This is a genomic window from Streptomyces sp. S186, assembly GCF_051603415.1.
Taxonomy (GTDB): domain Bacteria; phylum Actinomycetota; class Actinomycetes; order Streptomycetales; family Streptomycetaceae; genus Streptomyces.
Genome location: NZ_CP193932.1, coordinates 4,473,175 through 4,488,112, shown reverse-complemented (window position 1 = coordinate 4,488,112; position 14,938 = coordinate 4,473,175). Strand labels below are relative to the sequence as shown.

The following is a 14,938-nucleotide window of genomic DNA, read 5'->3' as shown; positions in this document are numbered from 1 at the left end:
CGGGGTGGCCGGGACCGCCCCGTACAGCGGATTCCCCAGCTGTCGTGCGGACCATGCTGCCATGGCGGTGGCCGGTGGGAGGTGCCGGAGGAGGCCCGGACGCGGGTGGGCGGCGGGCGCGGTGGGGCGGCGCACAAGGGCGCGCGATGCCCCGGGGGGGCGGGCGGAGGTGCGCGCCGGCGGCCCCGGGTGACCCCCCGTGTGGCCCCCGGGGCGGCCGACGGCGTGAAAGCACCACCCGTCGCTTTTCGGCCAAACTCCGTACGCGGCAGACGAGTTGGCGCGCGGAGCCGTGATGGGCCACGGCGCCGTGCGGCACGGCGACCGGTCCCGTCCCGGTCCCCGCGACGGTCCGGGAAGCGGGCTGCGCCTCCCGGACCGGACCGCCACCCGCGGGGAATGAGGTGGCGGTGTCCCCCAGCCCACTGGATCCAGTGCAGCGGGCCGACCCACGCGGAACTCATCGAAGCGCGGGGGCTGTTGAGCGGCCAGCGCGCACACACGGGCGCATGGGCACACGTACCCGGAGCACATGCCAATTCCCGCACCCCCGTTTGAACACGAATCTCGCCATCCAAGACACCGACTCTTAACGGTAGGGATCCGGCGAACTACTCTGGGTGGACGCATGCCCCGGGGTACGGGGCGGCTGTCGCTGTGTCGAGGGGTGCGCATGTCCAGCAATACACGCGGGCCGAACGAAAAGCTCGGCACCGTTCTCGCCCTCGCGGGGATCAGCAACGCCGGACTGGCGCGCCGGGTCAACGACCTCGGTGCGCAGCGCGGCCTGACGCTTCGCTACGACAAGACGTCGGTGGCCCGATGGGTCTCCAAGGGCATGGTGCCCCAGGGCGCCGCGCCCCATCTGATCGCGTCGGCGATCGGCAGCAAGCTCGGGCGCCCGGTACCGCTGCACGAGATCGGGCTGGCCGACGCCGATCCGGCGCCCGAAGTGGGGCTCGCCTTCCCTCGCGACGTCGGCGCGGCGGTGCGTTCGGCGACCGAGCTGTACCGTCTCGATCTCGCCGGGCGGCGGGGCAGCGGCGGCGGCATCTGGCAGAGCCTGGCCGGATCCTTCGCCGTCAGCGCGTACGCCACCCCCACGTCCCGCTGGCTGATATCGCCGACCGACAGCTCCGTGGCGCGGGAGGCGGCCGAGGCGCGGGAGAAGGACGCCGCCGCCGCCGGTGACGCGGGCGTTCCGCAGCACGTCGGCCACAGTGACGTCACCAAACTGCGCGAGGCGGCCGAGGACGCCCGGCGCTGGGACTCCAAGTACGGGGGCGGGGACTGGCGTTCGTCCATGGTGCCGGAGTGCCTCCGGGTGGACGCGGCGCCGCTGCTGCTCGCCTCGTACAGCGACGAGGTGGGCCGGGCGCTCTTCGGGGCGACGTCCGAACTCACCCGCCTGGCGGGCTGGATGGCCTTCGACACCGGTCAACAGGAGGCCGCCCAGCGGTACTACATCCAGGCGCTGCGGCTGGCCCGGGCCGCCGCCGACGTCCCGCTGGGCGGGTATGTGCTGGCGTCGATGTCGCTGCAGGCGACCTACCGCGGGTTCGCCGACGAGGGCGTGGATCTGGCCCAGGCCGCTCTGGAGCGCAACCGCGGGCTGGCCACCGCGCGCACCATGAGCTTCTTCCGCCTGGTGGAGGCGCGAGCGCAGGCCAAGGCCGGTGAGGCGCGGGCCTGCGAGGTGGCGCTGAAGGCGTCCGAGGGCTGGCTGGAGCGGTCCCGCGGCGGCGACCCCGATCCGTCCTGGCTCGACTTCTACTCCTACGAGCGCTTCGCGGCCGACGCCGCCGAGTGCTATCGGGACCTGCGGCTGCCCCGTCAGGTGCGGCGCTTCACCGAACAGGCGCTGTCCCGGCCGACGGAGGAGTTCGTCCGGTCGCACGGGCTGCGCCTCGTCGTGTCCGCCGTCGCCGAACTGGAGTCCGGCAATCTGGACGCGGCCTGCGCCGCCGGGGCCCGGGCCGTCGAGGTCGCCGGGCGGATCTCCTCGGCCCGCACCACGGAGTACGTCCGCGATCTGCTGCACCGCCTGGAGCCGTACGGGGACGAGCCCCGGGTGGTCGAACTCCGCGAGCGGGCACGGCCGTTGCTGGCGGCGCCGGCATAGCGGCGCGGACGGGCAGTGGGAGCGGTCGGCGGAGCCCGCGGAGAAGGGGAGCCGGGCGGCGGCCGCCGGGGGCGTCGCCGCGCGTTCTGTCGCCGCGCGTTCTGTCGCCGCGCGTTCTGTCGCCGCGCGTTCTGTCGCCGCGCGTTTGGTCGCCGCAGGTCAGGCAGGTCACTGCGGATTGTCGGTGGGGCCCGTCATGATGGACTACGTCGTCGGCGTTGACGCGCGGGCCCGCGGCGACGGGCGGGCCGGCGGTCATGCGGTTGGGGAGGTGCAGTGGCGGCGTACGACTGCGATGTGCTGGTGATCGGTGCCGGGATCGTGGGGCTTTCCACGGCCCATGCCCTCACGCGCGCGGCGCCGGGCATACGCGTCGTGGTGCTGGAGAAGGAGGACGGCGCGGCCCGCCACCAGACGGGGCGCAACAGCGGCGTGATCCACAGCGGCATCTACTACCCGCCGGGCTCGCTGAAGGCCCGCTTCGCCCTGCGGGGGTCGGCGGAGATGGTGAAGTTCTGCGCCGAGCACGGCATTCCGCACGAGGTCACCGGCAAGCTGATCGTCGCCACGGACCGCGCCGAGCTGCCCCGGCTGCACGGCCTCATCCAGCGCGGCCGCGAGCACGGCCTGCCGGTGCGGGAGCTGGGGCCCGCGCAGATCGCCGAGTACGAGCCCGAGGTCCGCGGTCTGGCCGCCATCCATGTGGGCACGACCGGCATCTGCGACTTCGGTGCGGTGGCCCGGCAGCTGGGCCGCCTCGCACAGGAGGACGGCGCGCGGGTCGTGCTCGGCGAGGAGGTCACCACGATCGCCCGGCGACCGGGCCGGGTCGCGGTCCGCACCGCCGGCGGCACGGTCTACCGCGCCCGCGCGCTGGTGAACTGCGCCGGGCTGCACTGCGACCGGGTGGCGCGGCTGGCGGGCGACGCCCCGGGCATGCGGATCGTCCCGTTCCGGGGCGAGTACTTCACCCTGGCGCCGGAGCGCGCCGCCCTGGTCCGCGGCCTGGTCTACCCGGTCCCCGACCCGGCCTTCCCGTTCCTGGGCGTCCATCTCACCCGGGGCGTCGACGGCTCCGTCCACATCGGGCCGAACGCCGTGCCCGCGCTGGCCCGCGAGGGCTACGACTGGCGCACCGTCCGCCCCGCCGAGCTCGCCGGGACGCTCGGTTATCCCGGCTCCTGGCGGATAGCCCGCCGCCACTGGCGCTACGGCGCGGGCGAGCTGCACCGCTCGCTGTCCCGCCGCGCCTTCGCGGACGCGGTGCGCCGGCTGCTGCCGGCCGCCCGCGAGGAGGATCTCCGCCCGGCGCCGGCCGGGGTCCGCGCCCAGGCCGTGCTGCCCGACGGCACCCTCGTCGACGACTTCCTCTTCGCCGAGTCCCCCGGCATGATCCACGTCCTCAACGCCCCGTCCCCGGCCGCGACGGCCTCCCTGCCGATCGGGCGGGAGGTGGCCGGGCGGGTGATGCGGCTGCTGGGGATACCGGAGGGAGCGGCGGGGGGCGGGGGCCTGGGGGTCTCGGGGGCGTCGTAGGGGGACGGGCCGCCGGGCGGGCCCTCGCGCGGCTGCCGGCGGGGGCCGGCGGTTGGGGCGCGCCGACCTGCGGGTACGGGGCGGTGCCGGGCTGCGGGTACGGGCGTCGGCGTTCCCGTCCGCCGCGGCGGCGTCCGCGGACCGGAGAGACATCCGTGGACCGCAGAGGCATCCGTAGAATCGATAACACTGTGTCCGAGAATCCCGCCACCCCCGAGACCACCGCCCCCGACGCCGCCGCCACGGGCGCGGACGCCGCGGTGCCCGCCGCCGTGCGCCCGCTCGGCGCCACCGCCGCCTCGGCCGCCGTGCCCCGGCGCGGCGCCCCGATGTTCCCCGACGGGACGGGCCCGGCGGCCGACCCCGCGGGCTCGCACCACGAGCGGCGGATCCGGTCCTTCCAGCCCCGCCGCAGCCGCGTCACCGCTTCCCAGGCCGGGGCCCTGCGCCGACTGTGGCCCACGTGGGGCGTGGACGTCGACGGGCTCTCCCGCCTCGACCTCGACGCGTTCTTCGGCGGGCTGCCGGTCGTCCTGGAGATCGGCTTCGGGATGGGCGAGGCCACCGCGCAGATGGCCGCCGCCGACCCGGGCACCGGCATCCTCGGCTGCGATGTGCACACCCCTGGCCAGGGCAATCTGCTCGGTCTCGCGGAGCGGAACGGCCTGTCCAACATCCGGGTGGCCAACGGCGACGCGATCATCCTGCTGCGCGAGATGCTCGCCCCGGAATCCCTCGCCGGCCTGCGCGTCTACTTCCCGGACCCCTGGCCCAAGAAGCGCCACCACAAGCGCCGGCTGATCCAGCCCGAGTTCGTGGCGCTGGCGGCCACCCGGCTCGCACCCGGCGCCCTGGTGCACTGCGCCACCGACTGGGAGCCCTATGCCGAGCAGATGCTGGAGGTCCTCTCCGCCGAGCCGACGCTGGAGAACGTGCACTCCGGCTACGCGCCCCGGCCCGACTTCCGGCCGCTCACCAAGTTCGAGGGCCAGGGGCTGGACAAGGGGCACGTCGTGCACGACCTGCTCTTCCGCCGGCGGGGCTGACGCCGCTGCCGGGAGCCACGGCCCGCGGAAGATCACGGCCCGGGCCCGGTAAACCCGTATGCCCACGGTCCGCCGCCCTCGTTAGGGTCGATGGGTGTACCCGTCACCGCCGCCGCTCCCCGAGCACGCCGCCGGCCCGTCGCCGTACACATCCGCCGACGCCCACCGGGGGCATCGGCGCTGGTCCGCGCCCTGGCAGAGCAGGACCGTCCGGGCCGTCGCACTGGCCGCGCTGCTCACGCTCTCCGGGGTGCTCATCCTCGGGATAGTGCGACGGCAGACCGGTACCGAGGGGTTCCTGGTCGGCGTCGGGCTGGCCGTCTTCCCGGTGCCGCTGCTGATCGCGGCCTTCTGCTGGCTGGACCGGATCGAGCCCGAGCCCTGGCGGAACCTCGCGTTCGCGTTCGCCTGGGGGGCGTGCGCCGCCACCCTGGTCGCGGTCCTGGCCAACGGCTTCGCCACCGACTGGCTGACCAACAACATCGCCTCGACGTCGCCCACCGAGGCCCAGGCGTGGGGCTCGACGGTCATCGCCCCGATCGTCGAGGAGGTGATGAAAGCCGCCGCCGTCCTGCTGCTCTACCGCTTCCGCCGCCGGGACTTCGACGGCATCACCGACGGCATCGTGATCGCCGGGATCACCGCCACCGGCTTCGCCTTCACCGAGAACATCCTCTATCTGGGCAGCGCCTTCGGCGAGGACCAGTCCATGGGGCACACCGGCCTGAACTCCCTCACCGCCGGCACCTTCTTCGTGCGGATCGTGGTCTCCCCGTTCGCACATCCGCTCTTCACGATCCTCACCGGGCTGGCGGTCGGGGCGGCGGCGGCCCGCTATCCGCGGCGCCGCCGGGCCCGCGCCGGGCTCGTCCTCCTCGGCCTGGCCACCGCCGTCCTGCTGCACGGCATCTGGAACGCCGCCTCCGACCTCGGCGACGCCGGCTTCCTCAGCGTCTACGGCCTGTTCATGGTCCCGGTCCTGCTGGCCCTGACCTGGCTGGCGCTCTGGGCCCGCCGGCAGGAGCTGCTCTCCGTCCGCGAGCATCTCGCCCCGTACGTCGCCACCGGCTGGCTGGCCTCGCCGGAGCCCACCGCGCTCTCCTCCCTGCGCACCCGCGCGCTGGCCCGCGACATCGCCCGCCGCGCCCACGGCCCGGCCGCCGCCCGCGCCGTCACCGCCTACGTGGCCCTGGCCACCGCCCTCTCCTTCCACCGCCGCCGCGCCCGTCTGGCGGGCCCGCCGCCGGACTTCGCCACCCGCGAGCGCGAACTGCTGGAGAGCCTGTGGCACCACCGCCCGTGGGCAGGCCCAGCACTCCTCCAGGCGTGGGCGGGCGTGGCGGGGATGCCGGGCCCGGCCGTGTCAGCGGCCCGCGACGGGCACCGGGAGCGGTGAACGACGGTGTTCCGTGGCGAGCCGCGGGAGAATATCCGCATGCCCACCATCCCCTCGTCTCCCGGCGTCTCCGCCCGTATGAGCCTTCAGGCCCGGCGGGACACCCGACCCGAAATGGCTGTGCGGCGCCTCTTGTACGCCTCAGGTCATCGCTACCGGTTGCAGCGCCGTGTGCCCGGGTTCCCCCGCCGCACGATCGACATCGCCTTTCCCGGGCTCAAGGTTGCCGTGTTTCTTGACGGCTGCTTCTGGCACGGCTGCCCGGAACACGCCACTCATCCGAAGGCGAATGCCGACTGGTGGCGCGAAAAGCTGGACGGCAACATCGCCCGTGACCGGGAGACAACGGAACATCTCCTGTCGGCGGGCTGGACCGTCCTGCGCTTCTGGGAACACGAGGACCCGTCCGTTGTGGCGGATCACATCGCATGCGCGCTTGCCGACATCCGGAGCAAGCTGCACCCCACTGACCATCCGGAATAGCCCTGTTTCGAGCGATTTCTTCCCGTAGTCGGTCCTGCGTGCCACGATCACCATTGATCGCCTGGCTCCACGCGCTCACGTAAGTGCAGGGGAGGTAACGGCCGTTCGGCAGTTCGGCGTCCCTGCAACCGACAGCGTGTCCTCCACCTGTACTCACGATGCGGAGGCGTGCATCACATCGGCCAGGGGAGAGCCGAGGCAACCATCGGTGACTCTTCGGTGAAGGGCGACGCGGGAAGGGGGCAGCGGGGCGGAGTGCGGTGCCGTCCATTTGCGCCTCATTCGTCGCCCCGACGTCGGCTGAACGCGGCGGACGTGGCGTGGCCCGATTCACCGGCACCGGCTTCTCGCACGACGACCGCATGATCCAGAATTGACCGGAATCCCGTCAGGGCGCGGGCCCCGCTCCCGCCCATAAGCGAACGCAGGAGGGCCAACGGTGTCATCCCACCGCTTCACATCACTCGAGGTCTGCGCCGGTACCGGTGGCCAGGCGCTCGGTCTGGAGACGGCGGGTTTCGACCCGGTCGCCCTGGTGGAGAACGACCGGCACTCGTGCACGACTCTGAGGACCAACCGCCCCGAGTGGAACGTCCTGGAAATGGATCTCCTGGAATTCGACCCGGCCGAGCATCCGTACACGTACGACGTGGACCTGCTGTCCGCCGGACCCCCACGAGTGCGGTCCGTGGCGGCCGCCTCGCGCGGCAACGACGATCACGAGCAGAAACTGCTGTTGGCCGTCGTGATGCTGGCATCCACCGTGCTGCCTCGAGCGGTACTCATCGAGAACGTTCCCAAACTCGTCACAGCGGAGGAGTTTTCAGGCCTGCGCGCAGAACTCACGGCCGAGCTGGAGCACCTCGGCTACCAGCTGCACTGGGGAACGCTCAATGCCCTGGACTTCGGAGTCGCGCAGGACCGCGAGCAGGGCGTGCTGGTCGCGCTCAGGGGGGAACCGGGCGATGTCTTCAAGTGGCCGGAGAAGATGGCGACGCCGCCCCGGACGGTGGGCGACGTCCTGCACGCCTCGATGGCTGCTCGTGATTGGCCGTACGCCGACAGATGGGCAGCCGGAGCACAACGACCGGCCCCCACGTTGGTGGGCGGTTCGAAGAAGCACGGCGGCCCCGACCTGGGCCTCACCGGCACGAAGAAGGCATGGGCAGCCATGGGCGTGAACGGCTGGGGCGTCGGGGACATTGTTCCGGGACCCGAGACCGAGTGGGTCGAGCCAGGAGGCGACGGCAAATCGCTGCCCAAGCTCACCATCCCGCAGATCGCCTTGCTGCAGGCTTTCCCGACGGACTGGCGAACCTGCGCCGGCAAGACCTCCCAGTACCGACAGCTGGCCCAGGCCGCGCCGCCCCCCGTGGCCGCTGCGCTGGGGCGCAACATCGCGGCCGCACTCTCGTCGGCCCCGACCCCCCGTACTCGGCTCACGTGACGTACACCGGGTCCCACTTGCCCCACGGCCGGCTAAACTTCACACTCATGACCAGTGCATCCTCCGCCGAATCCCCCACTGAGCCGATCAAGGTGATCGACCTCTTCTCGGGAGCCGGAGGACTCACGACCGGATTCCACTCGTACACGCCGGACGGCCACGCCGCATCGCCCTTCAAGTCGGTCGCGGCAGTCGAGTTCGACAAGTCGGCAGCGTCCACGTACGCAGCGAACTTCCCTGGCGCGACGGTGCACGCAGGTGACATCGCCGACTGGGACCCCGGTGACTTCACCGACGCAGAAGTGATCTTGGGAGGTCCTCCCTGCCAGGGGTTCTCCGGGTTGGGGAAGGAAGATCCGAACGATCCACGCAACCTGCTGTGGCAGGAGTACAAGCGCGTGGTGGAGAAGGTCTCCCCGAAAGTCTTCGTGATGGAGAACGTCGACCGCTTCCTGCGGTCCCCTCAATTCGAAGACCTCCAGAGAGCCGTTGAGCACGGCAGCCTGAGTGATTACGCACTGCGGGTGGAGATCTTGAACTCCGCGGACTACGGGGTACCGCAAGCGCGACGCCGAGTAATCGTCATCGGCACACGCAAGGATCTGACGCCGGTGAAGCATCCCACGCCGACTCACGACCGGCGCCCCGACAGGTGGCAGCCACCGCTCGGATCGGACGAGTCAGCCGAGCCGCCGCTGCCCTGGGTCGCGGTCGGGCCGGCCGTCTTCGCGCGCACGGACAGCATGGAGATCAAGGGCGTGGACCTACCGGGTCGACCGGGCAGCGACGACTCGCCGCTCGGTCTCCGTAAGCCGGGGCCGTTTCTCACCACGGAGCTCCACATCGGGCGCACTCCGGAACCGCTCTCGCTGGCACGGTACGCGGCCATTCCCCCCGGCGGAAATCGTCACGACCTCCGCGGAAAGTACGCCAGGATCAACGGCGAGCGGGTCTACCTCTCGACCAAGAGCTGGGACGAGCACAACGCCGGTTCCGGAGATGTCATGGGCCGCATGCACTACGACAGGCCGTCGGTGACGATCCGCACCGAACCGCACAAGCCGGAGAAGGGCCGCTATCTCCATCCCACGGCCCCCCGGCCCATCACCTACTACGAAGCGGCCCTGATCCAGGGTTTCCCTGACACCTTCAAGTGGTACGGCACCAAGATCGAGATCGCTCGGCAGATCGGCAACGCCGTACCGATCGGGTTGGCCAAGGCACTGGCCCACGTGGTTCACGAAGCGCTCAGGGGCTCCTCCCCGGCCTGTCGGCACTGAACGTTCCCGGAATCCAACGGCGTCGCTTCTGCTCCCTCTCCCTCGCCCTTCTGCCCCCGCACCTTGGCGACGGCGAGTAGTTCACGGAACCACTCGACCAACGTCTCCACGGAATGCTTACTCACGCCTCCGTCGTCCGGCCCCAGGGGCAGTCGGTCACCGGGCGCCGCCATTGCTGAGTCGCGGGACTCGATCCAGTCCTGCAGCGCCCCGAAATCCTGTGGATCGTCCGGAGCAAGCACCTCGTAGATCTTGGTGGCGGAAGCCGCGAAGGCGAGCTTTGTGAGTGCGTTCACCTGACGCCCGGTCCGCATCATCTCCTGCTCCAGCATGCGCACCACGGCTCGGGCCGCAGGTCGATAGGTGACCAGCTCCTGACGCAGGTAGGTGTTGAGTACATCCTGGTTCCGACAGGCGATCTCGGCCGGACCGTAGTCCTTCCCGTCGCGGAATATCTCTGCAGCCCACCACAGCCGCGAGAAGCACTGGGTGAACCACGGACCACAGAAACGAGCAGCCTGTCCAACCTCGCGGCGATCCCCGTCTTTCCACCGTCCCCAACGCCATTGCACGAAGTCCGGTGCCACGCAGAGTGCCAGGAAATTCCACAGCGCTGACTCGGTGGCTTCCGCTCGGGTCATACGCAGTGTGTAATGCAAACGTGGCGCAAGCCACGCGTCCGAAGCAGCCGGCGAGTCGTCCTTGAACCTCTGCATGGCTTCGTCGCACAGGTCGCGGATCGCATCGGAGTTCCAGCGTTCGGATGCGTCCGGCGGAGGTGTGGACACCGTCTCGAGACGCTGGGCGGGGATCTGCTCGAATCCCCGGAGAACTCCGGAGGTCAGCACCCGGAGGGCTGCCGAATCCGAAAGGCGTCCGATTCTTCCTTCGGGAACTGCACTCCTGGTGGGCTTCACACCGTCTCCTTGGTGGCCAACCGCCCCAACGTCTTGAGGGCGTTCGTCACTGCCTTGGGCTTCCTGGACTGAAGGGTGGCGGTGTGCATGAGACGCCGCTGCAGATCACCGCCGCCTTCTCCCTCTGTCCGACGCTCGACCAGTTCGGCAAGTGCCTCACCGGGAGCGCGGTCCGGAAACATGTCCGGCAGCATGCGGCGCAGGACGTCCTCGTGCCATCCTCCGGGCCACTGCGCCTCTCCGTCCTCCGTCTCGACGGCGTAGGTGGCGGCGTTGAACATGGCAACCCACGCCTCCGCCGCGATCTGCGAAGCCATGATTTCTCGTACGACCTTCTGTTCCGGAGCAACGGCCTTGTCGAGAACGGCTCGCAAGCCTTCCACTGCGGAATTCAGATAGAGAACCGGTTCGTCCGCTTGGCCGTCCAACAACCAGGGATCATCCCGAAAGTCATTCAGGTCGGGATTCGCCTCGTCCGTGAAATCCTTCCACACCATCTTGATGGATCGCTGCCGCGTGGGGGCGAGTGCCTCGAAGTCGGCGTGCCAGACGTCCTTGGCTCTTCCTATGAGACGTCCGTACTCGCCTCCGACTTCAGCCACGATCCAGGCATCGATCTCGCACCGACCGATGTGCTCACCGCGACGAAGTTCGACCTGCCCGGTCCACCGCCCGGAACCGTCCGGCTGCAGCGGGAAGGTGTGTCGAATCTTTGTCCGCCGATTGCGCACGACCGCCACGCAGGCCACCGCATTCCACGGGCCACCCGTCAGCTCAGCCCCGTCCGCAGTGACCGTGACCTTGACCCGGATCTCGTTCCAATCGCCTTTCACCTCGTGCAGAGCAATCACATGCTCCTGATCGGACACGCTGTCCCAGCGGCGCGGCGTGTTGTCCACGAAAACCCGATCGACGGCCAGGTCGACATCACCCGTCAGTACCGAGTACGGGAATATGGCCTTCACTGCACTGCCTCCTTGGCCCGCGGCACGTCCACCTCGATACTCGACATCGCCGCCGGCACGGGATGGCTGGCCACATCGGTCACTCCGCTGAACGTCCCTCGGCGCCCTTGACGGAACATCAGGTTCCCGTGCTGCGTCAGCTCACAGTTCTGCTCCGGCACCAGTTCCGACCAGGCGACCGGGAAACCGCCGCCGTCGCGCCCGGCAAAACGGACGACCGGGGCCAGCACCCAGGGGTCCTCCCGCTCCGGGTACTTCACGGTCACGCGGACATGCCATGCCGATTGGTCGTCGAGCCACCCCTCGACGGAATGGACGGCTGGAAAGCCCTGGGCACGAGTTGCCCTGGGCGGGTCCAGGCGAATCAACTCCTTGAGGATCTCCGGCGCCTCGTCCTCGCTCTCCTCCGCCTCCTGACCACGGAGGACATCGCGCACACGTTGCTCGGCGTCCTTCTGGAAATCGCGGATGCGCTGTTGAGCACCGCGCACGTACGTGGCCGTGAGGTCCTCGGTACCTGTCCAATCGTTGTGGTCCGGCGGCTCCGCGGTTCGCAGCAATCGTTCGGCAGCCTCTGCGTCGGAAGACACCCTTCCGGTGGCGGCCCCGGCAAGCAGAACCGCCTGAAAGCTTCGATGCCCGAGCGGCAGGTCGCTGATCCTCTTGCTCTTCACCACCATGCGCGTGGCGCGCATGTACGAGATCCGATCCACCTGCCCCTCGGTTTCGTCAGCAGGCGTGATGAGCAGAACCGCATCGTGTGACTCCGGCACCGAATGTTCCGGTGCGGATGATGCCTTTTCCCGCGGCAGTCTGAGGGTTACCGAGGTCTCCAGGACATCGTCGCGCCCCGTGATCTCGGACACCGTACGGCCGTCGAGGAATGCCTGGACCGCCCTGGCCCGAGCAGGTTCGTGGTGGTGCGGATCGACGTACTGCTCGGGTATCACGCTCCGGCCGTTGCGCCACGAGGCGACCGAAGCACGCAGCAGGGGCTCGGACCGCTCACCGCCGACCATGGATGCCCAGAAGTTACGTGCGACCCCACGCACCAGGAGATCATGCATCTCCTCCAACTGCTCGGCGTCACCGGAACCGTCGTAGGCGCCGACCACCAGGAAGGAGGTTCCAGGCGTTGCCTCGTCGCGCTCCAGATAGAGACTGCGCGCGGTCTCGGGATCCCCCCACCAGGATCGCGCCGCGTTCTCGCGGTCGTGATCGATGGCACCGAACCACGCGGGTCCAGCGAACTCCTCGGCACCGATCGCGTGCCAGGGAAGTTCGAGTCGGCCGGCCATCCGACGCTCGCTACGCCCGTCCTGAGACTCGGAAAGCGTGCTGTTCACCAGCACGAGGCCGAAACGGCTCGCCGCCCACAGCGCCGCCTTGCCCAAGCCGTACGAGCCCCCGAGGGCGCCGTCCTTGCCACTGTCGAGCGTCCTCCGGATCACCCGCGCGAATCGACCGTCTTCGTACTCCGGTCCGGTAAGGCCCGTGGCGTTGTAGTCGTCGACCCGCAGCAGGACGAGCCGCTGAGTGCGCGCAAGCTCGTGCAGGCCGTCGAGAAGGACGCGTCCGACCTTCTGTCCCGGATCCGCGGCCGCGCGCACGTGCTGCTCGATCTCGCTCCAACGCAGAGCCGCCAAAAAGTCCTGGAGGTGCTGCCCACTCAGCTCGTGCAGCACGAACCGCGAGACGACCGGCCGGCCATCAAGCCGCTCGTCGAGGCTGTTCTGGGTGGCCTCACGCGCGAGGACTTCCAGGTTCGCAGCGAAGGCGAACGCTGCCGCGTTGCCACCTTCCCGCCCGCCATCCTTCGGCGCCTCGCGGAACATCCACGCCAACTCGGATGACGAAGTTCCTGGCGTCCGTAGGTCCACCGCGTCTTCGACCGAAACCCCGAGCGCCGCCGCGATGAGCTTGATCTTCTCGAGACGCGGGACGGAGCGGCCGTTCACCCATCCGTTCACAGCCGCCGGCGTCACCTCGATCATCTCCGCCAACGCCTTCTGGGACATCGCGCGTTGCCGCAACATGCCCACGAGCCACTCCGCAAAGTCTTGTGGCACGCGACTCACTCCCCTCCTCGAACGGTCGTGCCCGCACAGTAGCGCGCTTAATTCCGATCGATCAAATTAAGTTTGCTAGCATCGCGACTCGCGCAAATCGGACATTCTGTTACATTCTCACCCGCTAGCGAAGTCTTTCGATCAGCGACTGGACATTCGCGCGCAAGCCTGTCCATCATGTGCAACCACGGGAAACCGGGGGGCGACAGGACTATCGGGCGCGGCTCCGGCGTGATTTCGACGGATATCCCGGGTCACGCAGCTGCACCCCGCGGCACTCCGTATCTCCACTCCAGGCGCCATTCCGGATAGGCGCCTGAATACTCAAAGATGAAACTAGACAAAACGGAAAAGGGGGGCGAAATGCCCAGCGAGCGGGAAGTACTCCTCGAGTACGGAGCGAACGCCAAGGGATCGGCCCGCGTGATCCAGACGCCTGAGGGAGTGGCGATCGAGATGGACGGGGACAAGCCGAACCTCATCGCGGTTCACGAATACGAACAGCGCGTCAAGGAGGAGTGACCAGGGCCGACTTGCTTCCTCGTACCTACAGGCACCGGTGCAGCTGGGTATGCCGGCGGGTCCACCGGTCAGGGGTGCGGGGTACGGCCCGAAGCGGAAGATGCAGGCGCGCGGAGTTGGGCGAAAGGGCGGGGCGGGACGAATGCGCTACGTCTCGCCCCGCCTCGTACGTGCGCCAGCCGTCAGGCCGATGCCTCCGTGAGGAGGGTGAGCTCGGCGTCGGTGAGGATGAGGTCCTGCACGGCCAGGAGGGCCGGGAGTTGGGAGACCGTGCGGGCGCTGGCGATGGGGGACGCCACGGTGGGCTGCGCGGCGAGCCAGGCGAGGGCGACGGTGGTCGGCTCGGCGTCGTGGGCCGCGGCGACGGTGTCGAGGGCCTCCAGGACGCGAGGGCCGCGGTCGGTCGCCAGATAGGCGGCGGCCTTCTCCGAACGGGCGCTGTCGACGCCGGCGCCCGGGCGGTACTTGCCGGTCAGGAAGCCGGAGGCGAGCGCGTAGTACGGGACCGCGGCGATGCCGTTGCGGGCGGCGACGTCGGCGAGTTCGCCCTCGTAGCGGTCGCGGGCGACGAGGTTGTACTCGGGCTGGAGGGCGACGTAGCGGGCCACGCCCTCGCGGTCGGAGAAGTCCAGCGACTCCTGGAGGCGCCGGGCGGAGATGTTGGAGGCGGCGATCTCCCGGACCTTGCCCGCCCTGACGAGGTCGTCGAGGGCGGTGAGGAACTCGCCGACCTCGACGGACTCGTCGTCGTAGTGGGTGTAGTAGAGGTCGATGTGGTCCGTGCGGAGGCGGCTCAGGGAGAGGTCGACGGCGGCCTTGATGGTGGCGGCGGACAGGCCCTTGTAGTCGGGGTGGGCGCCGACCTTGGTGGCGATGACGACGTCGTCGCGGTTGCCGCGGGAGGCGAGCCAGTTGCCGAGGACGGTCTCGGACTCACCGCCCTTGTTGCCGGGGGCCCACGCCGAGTACACGTCGGCGGTGTCGATGAAGTTGCCGCCGCCGGCGACGTAGGCGTCGAGCACGGCGAAGGACTCGGCCTCGTCGGCCGTCCAGCCGAAGACGTTGCCGCCGAGGCAGAGCGTGGAGACGGACAGCGAACCGAGCGACTTCGGGGCGGGCGTGGAGCTCTGGGCGTGTGTCACGTTCATGATCCGT

General features: G+C 69.8%; 12 protein-coding genes. 8 read left to right on the top strand and 4 right to left on the bottom strand.

Translation table 11 applies throughout. From position 1 onward, the window contains the following. The first annotated feature begins 673 nt into the window (after positions 1-673). From ACRAS8_RS19290 to ACRAS8_RS19260, 7 genes are all read left to right on the top strand, one after another. Complete coding sequence (locus ACRAS8_RS19290) at positions 674-2,122, top strand: MFS transporter (protein ID WP_438487279.1); 1,449 nt, start codon at positions 674-676, stop codon at positions 2,120-2,122. 276 nt (positions 2,123-2,398) lie between these two features. Further along, the gene (gene lhgO, locus ACRAS8_RS19285) at positions 2,399-3,658 is read left to right on the top strand and encodes an L-2-hydroxyglutarate oxidase (RefSeq protein WP_438487278.1); all 1,260 of its coding nucleotides are present in this window, start codon (positions 2,399-2,401) and stop codon (positions 3,656-3,658) included. A 191-nt stretch (positions 3,659-3,849) separates the two neighbouring features. Beyond that, positions 3,850-4,704 carry a tRNA (guanosine(46)-N7)-methyltransferase TrmB gene (gene trmB, locus ACRAS8_RS19280; protein WP_438487277.1) on the top strand — a complete coding sequence of 285 codons (855 nt, stop codon included), beginning with the start codon at positions 3,850-3,852 and terminating at the stop codon, positions 4,702-4,704. A gap of 94 nt (positions 4,705-4,798) precedes the next feature. Beyond that, a complete protein-coding gene (locus ACRAS8_RS19275; protein WP_438487276.1) occupies positions 4,799-6,100 on the top strand; it encodes a PrsW family intramembrane metalloprotease in 1,302 nt (433 codons plus the stop codon). Positions 6,101-6,139: 39 nt separating this feature from the next. Then, on the top strand, positions 6,140-6,583 hold the full coding sequence (locus ACRAS8_RS19270) for a very short patch repair endonuclease (protein ID WP_438487275.1): 444 nt from the start codon (positions 6,140-6,142) through the stop codon (positions 6,581-6,583). A gap of 439 nt (positions 6,584-7,022) precedes the next feature. Continuing rightward, positions 7,023-8,030 carry a DNA cytosine methyltransferase gene (locus ACRAS8_RS19265; RefSeq protein WP_438487274.1) on the top strand — a complete coding sequence of 336 codons (1,008 nt, stop codon included), beginning with the start codon at positions 7,023-7,025 and terminating at the stop codon, positions 8,028-8,030. 47 nt (positions 8,031-8,077) lie between these two features. Next, a complete protein-coding gene (locus ACRAS8_RS19260; protein WP_438487273.1) occupies positions 8,078-9,310 on the top strand; it encodes a DNA cytosine methyltransferase in 1,233 nt (410 codons plus the stop codon). On the opposite strand, the gene ACRAS8_RS19255 is transcribed toward ACRAS8_RS19260, so the two are convergent. The 3 genes from ACRAS8_RS19255 to ACRAS8_RS19245 are packed head-to-tail and all read right to left on the bottom strand — an operon-like array spanning position 9,268 to position 13,261. Beyond that, on the bottom strand, positions 9,268-10,227 hold the full coding sequence (locus tag ACRAS8_RS19255; RefSeq protein ID WP_438487272.1) for a DUF6339 family protein: 960 nt from the start codon (positions 10,225-10,227) through the stop codon (positions 9,268-9,270). The two genes, ACRAS8_RS19260 and ACRAS8_RS19255, sit on opposite strands and share 43 nt — an antisense overlap. Then, the gene (locus tag ACRAS8_RS19250; protein ID WP_438487271.1) at positions 10,224-11,192 is read right to left on the bottom strand and encodes a hypothetical protein; all 969 of its coding nucleotides are present in this window, start codon (positions 11,190-11,192) and stop codon (positions 10,224-10,226) included. Before ACRAS8_RS19250 ends, ACRAS8_RS19255 begins: the two co-directional genes overlap by 4 nt. Further along, complete coding sequence (locus ACRAS8_RS19245; RefSeq protein WP_438487270.1) at positions 11,189-13,261, bottom strand: helix-turn-helix transcriptional regulator; 2,073 nt, start codon at positions 13,259-13,261, stop codon at positions 11,189-11,191. The genes ACRAS8_RS19250 and ACRAS8_RS19245 overlap by 4 nt, the downstream gene beginning before the upstream one ends. Before the next feature lie 363 nt (positions 13,262-13,624). Here ACRAS8_RS19245 and ACRAS8_RS19240 point away from each other — a divergent pair, with 363 nt between their 5' ends. Then, on the top strand, positions 13,625-13,783 hold the full coding sequence (locus ACRAS8_RS19240; protein WP_438487269.1) for a hypothetical protein: 159 nt from the start codon (positions 13,625-13,627) through the stop codon (positions 13,781-13,783). 182 nt (positions 13,784-13,965) lie between these two features. Here the strand turns inward: ACRAS8_RS19240 and ACRAS8_RS19235 are convergent, their stop codons facing one another. Next, complete coding sequence (locus ACRAS8_RS19235; RefSeq protein ID WP_438487268.1) at positions 13,966-14,931, bottom strand: aldo/keto reductase; 966 nt, start codon at positions 14,929-14,931, stop codon at positions 13,966-13,968. Positions 14,932-14,938: the final 7 nt, after the last annotated feature.

Bases quoted from the DNA above. Each gene is read 5' to 3' on its own strand.
- ACRAS8_RS19290 (WP_438487279.1), top strand. From the start codon at position 674: ATGTCCAGCAATACACGCGGGCCGAACGAAAAGCTCGGCACCGTTCTC.
- ACRAS8_RS19270 (WP_438487275.1), top strand. From the start codon at position 6,140: ATGCCCACCATCCCCTCGTCTCCCGGCGTCTCCGCCCGTATGAGCCTT.
- ACRAS8_RS19260 (WP_438487273.1), top strand. From the start codon at position 8,078: ATGACCAGTGCATCCTCCGCCGAATCCCCCACTGAGCCGATCAAGGTG.
- ACRAS8_RS19240 (WP_438487269.1), top strand. From the start codon at position 13,625: ATGCCCAGCGAGCGGGAAGTACTCCTCGAGTACGGAGCGAACGCCAAG.
- ACRAS8_RS19235 (WP_438487268.1), bottom strand. From the start codon at position 14,931: ATGAACGTGACACACGCCCAGAGCTCCACGCCCGCCCCGAAGTCGCTC.